At 68.0% G+C, this 5,786-nt stretch carries 5 protein-coding genes and 1 pseudogene; 3 read left to right on the top strand and 3 right to left on the bottom strand.

The window, feature by feature from the left end; all coding sequences use genetic code 11:
* Positions 1–1,131 (bottom strand): OmpP1/FadL family transporter (locus AC04L7_RS11250; protein WP_475513022.1); only part of this gene is annotated, 1,131 nt, incomplete at its 3' end.
* Between the two features lie 223 nt (positions 1,132–1,354).
* Between AC04L7_RS11250 and AC04L7_RS11245 the strand changes: the two genes are divergently transcribed.
* The 3 genes from AC04L7_RS11245 to AC04L7_RS11235 all read left to right on the top strand — a co-directional run bounded on the left by AC04L7_RS11245 (position 1,355) and on the right by AC04L7_RS11235 (position 3,804).
* The gene (locus tag AC04L7_RS11245; RefSeq protein ID WP_475513021.1) at positions 1,355–2,047 is read left to right on the top strand and encodes a rhomboid family intramembrane serine protease; all 693 of its coding nucleotides are present in this window, start codon (positions 1,355–1,357) and stop codon (positions 2,045–2,047) included.
* 96 nt (positions 2,048–2,143) lie between these two features.
* Positions 2,144–2,464 (top strand): DUF1820 family protein, encoded by a 321-nt coding sequence (locus tag AC04L7_RS11240; protein ID WP_435996056.1) that lies wholly within the window; start codon positions 2,144–2,146, stop codon positions 2,462–2,464.
* Between the two features lie 83 nt (positions 2,465–2,547).
* Entirely contained in the window at positions 2,548–3,804 is a 1,257-nt protein-coding gene (locus AC04L7_RS11235) for a cation:proton antiporter (protein WP_435996054.1), read from the top strand.
* 34 nt (positions 3,805–3,838) lie between these two features.
* On the opposite strand, the pseudogene AC04L7_RS11230 reads toward AC04L7_RS11235, so the two are convergent.
* Positions 3,839–5,176: pseudogene (locus AC04L7_RS11230) on the bottom strand (S41 family peptidase); the annotation flags it as partial.
* 116 nt (positions 5,177–5,292) lie between these two features.
* Positions 5,293–5,786, bottom strand: a 494-nt coding sequence (locus tag AC04L7_RS11225) for a murein hydrolase activator EnvC family protein (protein WP_475513020.1), incomplete at its 5' end; no start/stop codon positions are given.

Genomic DNA, 5,786 nt, shown 5'->3' with positions numbered 1-5,786 from the left:
GTCGTCGCGGGCCACGCCGGCACGGAAGGTGAACGCATCGCTGAACTTGTATTCGCCACCGATCGAGTAGAACCAGTTCTCGTCCCAGTTGTACTCCTCGACCGAGTCGGGCTGCGCGGGGTTGTCGAACTCGATGCGGATCTCCTGCAGCGACGACCAGTCGGTGCGGGTGACTTCGGCCATGACGGTGAAGCGGTCGGTGGCGTAGTAGGTGGCGCTGAACGCATCGACCGCCGGGGTCGTCAGGTCGGCACCGCCGCCGCCGTTGATGAAGACGCTGTTGCCCAGCGCGGCGCGGACGTTGGCCGGCACTTCGAACACGGAGTCGCCATCCAGCTCGTGGTCGACTTCGGAACGGTGCGAATAGCCCAGCGACCACTTGTCGCTCGGACGCCAGTTGACACCGACGATCCAGCCCAGGCCGTTGTGYGTGCCGTTGATGCTGGCGAAGCCGTCATTGCGCTGCGGGCCGAACTGCGCGGTCGGGCCGACGCACGCGGCCGGGCTGCGGCTGCAGACGATGGTGCCGAAATCCACGGCGTTGGACAGGGTGACGTCGGCGTGCTCGTAGATCAGGCCGGCGCCGACCGAGAAGCTGTCGCTCAGCTCCAGCGATGCGGCCAGCGTCAGGTCGACGATCTTCACGTCCGATTCCAGCGCGTGGTAACGGCCCTTCCAGCCGTCGTCGTATTCGGTCTTCAGGCCGAACGGCGCGCTGATCATCATGCCGAGCGTCAGGTACTCGAAGTCGCCGCTCAGGGGCAGGATGAACGACGCGGCGGGCACGGCGGCCACGTCACCGGCGTCGCCACCATTGCCGCCGGTCAGCGGCTGCTGGAACGGCGTGCCGGTCGCGGCGGTGCCGTCGCCGGAGAATTCGTAGGACAGGTCGATCGCGGTGAGGTCGGCCTGCAGCGTGCGCTCGGTGAACGTGGACATGACGGCGGGGTTGTTGACCACCACCGAAGCGTCGCCCTTGGCGGAGGCCGAGCCGGCCATCGCGCGACCCTGGGCCTTGACGCTGTTTTCCTTCAACTGGAAGGCGGCCGCGTGCACATCGCCATAGGCGAGGACACCGGCGATGCCGAGTGCCAGCGCGGTGACGCGGGTCAGGTTCTTGGTGAATTCCATCTGTATCTCTCCGGAGACGTGGGTACAAGGATCGTCTGCGTCGCGAAGGCCGGGGTGTGTTGTCCACCTTTCGACCTGCCGGAAGCCCCTCCCGACATACGACGCCGTATGCAGTATACCCGCTAACTAAACTCTAACAATCCGTCGTAAGTCATTGCCCCTATTCAGTTTCGTCGCGATGCACCATGGGCAGCCGGACGGTGAGCAGGTAGAGTTCCGCCGCATGTTCGTTTCGCTCCCCTCCCGTCGCAAGGCGCCCGTCCGCTGGGCCACGCCCACCTTGCTCGTCCTGCTGTCGGCCACGTTCTGTTGGGCGCTGACGCGGGGAGATGCGGCACAGGGCGATCTGCTGATCCGCTGGGGCGCACTGACCGGCGGGATGGTGGCACCGGAGGTCTGGCTGGCGTCGCTGCAGAGCGGCACGSTGCTGCGGCTGTTCACTGCGCTGTTCCTGCATGCGGACTGGGCGCACCTGCTCGGCAACCTGGTGTTCCTGCTGATCTTCGGGCTGCCGTCGGAGCGGGCGATGGGGCCGTGGCGCTTCCTGTTGCTGTTCCTCGTCGGCGGTGCCGTGGCCAACGTGGCGGCGGTCCTGAGCATCGGCACGCCGGACCGCGTCATCATCGGCGCCAGCGGTGCGATATCCGCCGTGATCGGCGCCTACCTGGCGCTGTTCCCCACCGCCAAGCTGGGCGTGGTGCTGCCGCTGGGCCTGTTCCTGGAGTTCGTGAAGGCACCCGCCTCGTTGCTGATCGGCATCTGGGCGCTGCTGCAGGTGGTGTTCGCCTATACCGGCCCGGCGTTCGGTGCGGTGGCGTGGTGGGCGCACATTGCCGGCTTCCTGTTCGGGGTGGTTTTCGCCCTGTTCGTGCGCGCGGCGATCGCACGCCGCATGCGGAAGCGGCAAGGCTACTGAGGGGAGGAGTGAGGGAAGAGGAGTGAGCAGTACAGCCTTTGCTCACGCCCCACTTCTTTCCTCTCACTTCCCTGCCCTCGCTCCTATAATCCCCGCATGAAGAACGCGCTCTACAAGATCACCTTCCACAACCACACCAAGGTCTACGAGCTGTACGCGCGCCGTGTCGCCGCCAGCGCCCTGTGGGGCTTCACCGAAGTCGCCGACCTGGTGTTCGATCTCCACGAAGGGTTGGTGGTCGATCCCACCGAAGAGCGGTTGCGCGACGAATTCGGCGCGACCAGGGTGTTGCACCTGCCCATGCAGAGCATCATCCGCGTGGAGGAAGTTGAGCGGAAAGGCCAGTCCGCGATCCGCGATGCCACCACCGGCGAGAAGGTGGTGACGCCGTTCCCGCTGCCCGCCAAGCCGCGCTGAGCCGCACGGGGTGTTCCTGGCCCGTTGTCCGTGACCCTATGATGCGTCGCTGACCGGTCCGCAATCCGGCAACGCAGGCGACGATGTCCACACCCCAACTGTCGGTCTACTTTTTCCTCCAGGTCGGGGTGATCATCCTGGCGTGCCGGGCAGCGGGCGCGCTGGCGCGACGCATCGGCCAACCCCAGGTGGTCGGGGAAATGATCGCGGGGGTGGCACTGGGACCCTCCCTGTTCGGCGCGCTTGCCCCGGGCATGCAGGGCGCGCTGTTCCCGGCGGCCTCGCTGGACATGCTGTATGTCGGCGGGCAGGTGGGAGTGGGGCTCTACATGTTCCTGGTCGGCACGGAGTTCAACGTGGCCCACCTGCAGGCGCGCTACCGCAGCGCCCTGGCGGTGTCGTGGGCCGGCATCGCCGTGCCGTTCGCCCTGGCCTTCGCGCTGGCGCCGTGGCTGCACGAGGTGCCGGGGCTGTTCTCGCCGCAGGCGCGCTTCCTGGAAACCGCGCTGTTCCTGGGCGCCGCCATCGCGATCACCGCTTTCCCGATGCTCGCGCGCATCATCCAGGAGCGCGGCCTGGCGGGCTCGCCGCTGGGCACGCTGGCACTGACGGCCGGCGCCATGGATGACGCGGCGGCCTGGTGCATCCTGGCGGTGGTGCTGGCGAGTTTCGGAGGAAGCTGGGGCCAGGCCTGGATCGCGATCATCGGCGGCATCGTGTATCTCGCGCTGATGCTGTCGGTCGGGCGCCGCTGGCTGCGGCCGCTGGCCAACCGCGTGCCGCTCGACGGGCCGTTGCCTGCACCGACCTTCGCGGTAGTGATGGCGCTGTTCTTCTTCTGCGCGTGGGCGATGGATGCCATCGGGCTGCATGCGGTGTTCGGCGGCTTCGTGCTCGGCATCTGCCTGCCCCGCGGCGCGCTGACCGACCGCCTGCGTGCGACGCTGCAGACGGTCGTCGTCGTGCTGTTGCTGCCGCTGTTCTTCACCTACTCGGGACTGAAGACGCAGCTGTCGCTCGTCTTCGATGCGGCGATGCTGCTGCCGGCGATCGCGATCCTGCTGGCGTCGTTCGGTGGCAAGGCCGTCGCGTGCTGGGCCGCGGCAAGGCTGGCGGGCGAAACCTCGCGCGATGCGATGGCGATCGGTGCATTGATGAATGCGCGCGGCCTGATGGAGCTCATCATCATCAACATCGGCTTGCAGGCGGGGCTCATCGGCCCGAGCCTGTTCTCGATCCTGGTGGTGATGGCCATCCTGACCACGCTGATGGCGACGCCGCTGTTCAACCGCATCATGCGCAGTGCGAGCGCCGCGGAGGCGGAGCCGAGCGCCCGGTGACGGGCGCGCGCCGTCAGCGCCGCGAGGTACTGCCCGCGCTGTCCGCTTTCGCGGTCGCGGCAACCTTCTTCAGCTCCGCCAACGCGGCCTGGATCGGCGCTTCGCCATCCAGCACATCGCCGGGCGTATAACCGGCGGCGCCTTCTTCATCGCCGCGCAGGTGGCCCGGCAGCGTGGCTTCGGTGATGTACAGCTGGCCATCCTGGCCCAGGACGGCGGCGCCTGGCTTGCCGCCCTGCTCGGGCTTCACGACCACGTCCGGCACGATGCCGCTGGCCTGGATCGACTTGCCGCTGGGCGTGTAATAGCGCGCCGTGGTCAGCTTGACCGAATCGCCGTTGTCCAGCGGCAGCACGGTCTGCACCGATCCCTTGCCGAAGGTGCGGCTGCCCACCACGCGCGCACGGTTGTTGTCGCGCAGTGCACCGGCCAGTACTTCCGATGCGCTGGCCGAACCGGCATCGACCAGCACCACGACCGGTGCGCCGTTCAGGCGGTCGCCGGGCGTGGCATCGAACTTGGAGTCGCTGATCGACATGCGTCCGCGCGTGCTGACGATGTTGCCCTTGTCGAGCAGATCGTCCGCCACCTGCACAGCGGCGAGCAGCAGGCCGCCGGGATTGCTGCGCAGGTCCAGCACCAGACCGCGCAGCTTGCCGTTCTGCTGCAGCCTGTCGATCTGCTTCTGGAAGTCGGCCGCGGTATCGGTCTGGAACGCGCTGATGCGCAGGTAGCCATAGCCCGGTTCCAGCAGGCGGCTGCGTACGCTGGTCACACGGATGGTGTCGCGCACCAGGGTGACGTCGAAGGGTTTGGGGGTACCGTCGCGCACGATGGTCAGTACGATCTTGCTGCCGGGCGCACCACGCAGCGGCTCCATGCCGTCGTCGGCGCTGATCGGCTTGCCGTCGATGGCGGTGATGAGGTCGCCCGACTTGATGCCCGCCTTCGCCGCCGGCGTGTCGTCGATGGGCGACACCACCAGCAAGGTGCGGTCAGGCTGCTGCATCAGTTCGACGCCGATGCCTTCATAGGCACCGTTGGCCTGTTCGTCGAAGGCTTCGGAGTCGGCCTTGTCAAAATACGTGCTGTGGGGATCTAGGTCCAGCAGCAGGCCGCGGATCGCGGACTGCATCAGCTTCTTGTCCTCGACCGGCTCCACATACGCTTCCTTGACCGCGTTGAACACGGCCACGTAGCGGCGGATTTCCTCCAGCGGCACCTTCGCCGGCGCGGTCTCCGCCGCGTCGGGATCGTCGCTGGGCGCGACCACCGGCGGCGTCTCCGGCAGCGGCGCCTGCTGCTGTGCCCATGCCGGCGTGGCGGCGAGCAGGGCGACGGTCAGGATGGCCAGGGGAAAACGCTGCGTCATGCGGACACTCCGGGTGAGGCTTGCGAGGACGCCGCGGCACGGCGCGACGTTCGCCGGATTATGCGTGAACCCGCGCGGCGCGGATGTTCAAGCGGAGTTACGGGCGCCAGCACCGTTCATCGCCGCTGCAGCCACGAGGCCGGATCGACCGGCTGTCCGTTCCGGCGCAGCTCGAAATACAGGGCAGCCTGCCCTTGTCCGCCCGATGTGCCGACGCGCGCGACGGCCTCGCCACGCTTCACCTGCACGCCACTGTCCTTCAGCAGGCTGTCGTTGTGCGCATACAGGCTCATGTAGCCGTTGCCATGGTCGAGGATCAGGATCAGGCCATAGCCGGTCATCCACTCCGAGAAGACCACCGTCCCGTCGGCCACGGCCGTGACCGTGGTGCCAGCGGGCGCACCGATCAGCACGCCGGTGCTGGCGCGGCCATCCGGCAGGCGACCGCCGTAGCGCGCCAGCAGGCTGCCCGACACCGGCCAGCCGAGTCCGCCGACCTTCAGCGGCGGCGCAGACGCCACGGCCGGGCGCGGGGGGGCGTTGTCGCGCGATGGGCGCGCACCGGTGCCGGCCGGGTCACGCTTCTTCGCCGCCGCGGCCTGGGCCGCGG

This window comes from Pseudoxanthomonas sp. LjRoot204_2 (genome assembly GCF_056175765.1).
The sequence above is the reverse complement of the archived record's forward strand: the minus strand, read 5'-3'. Positions and strand labels throughout refer to the sequence as shown.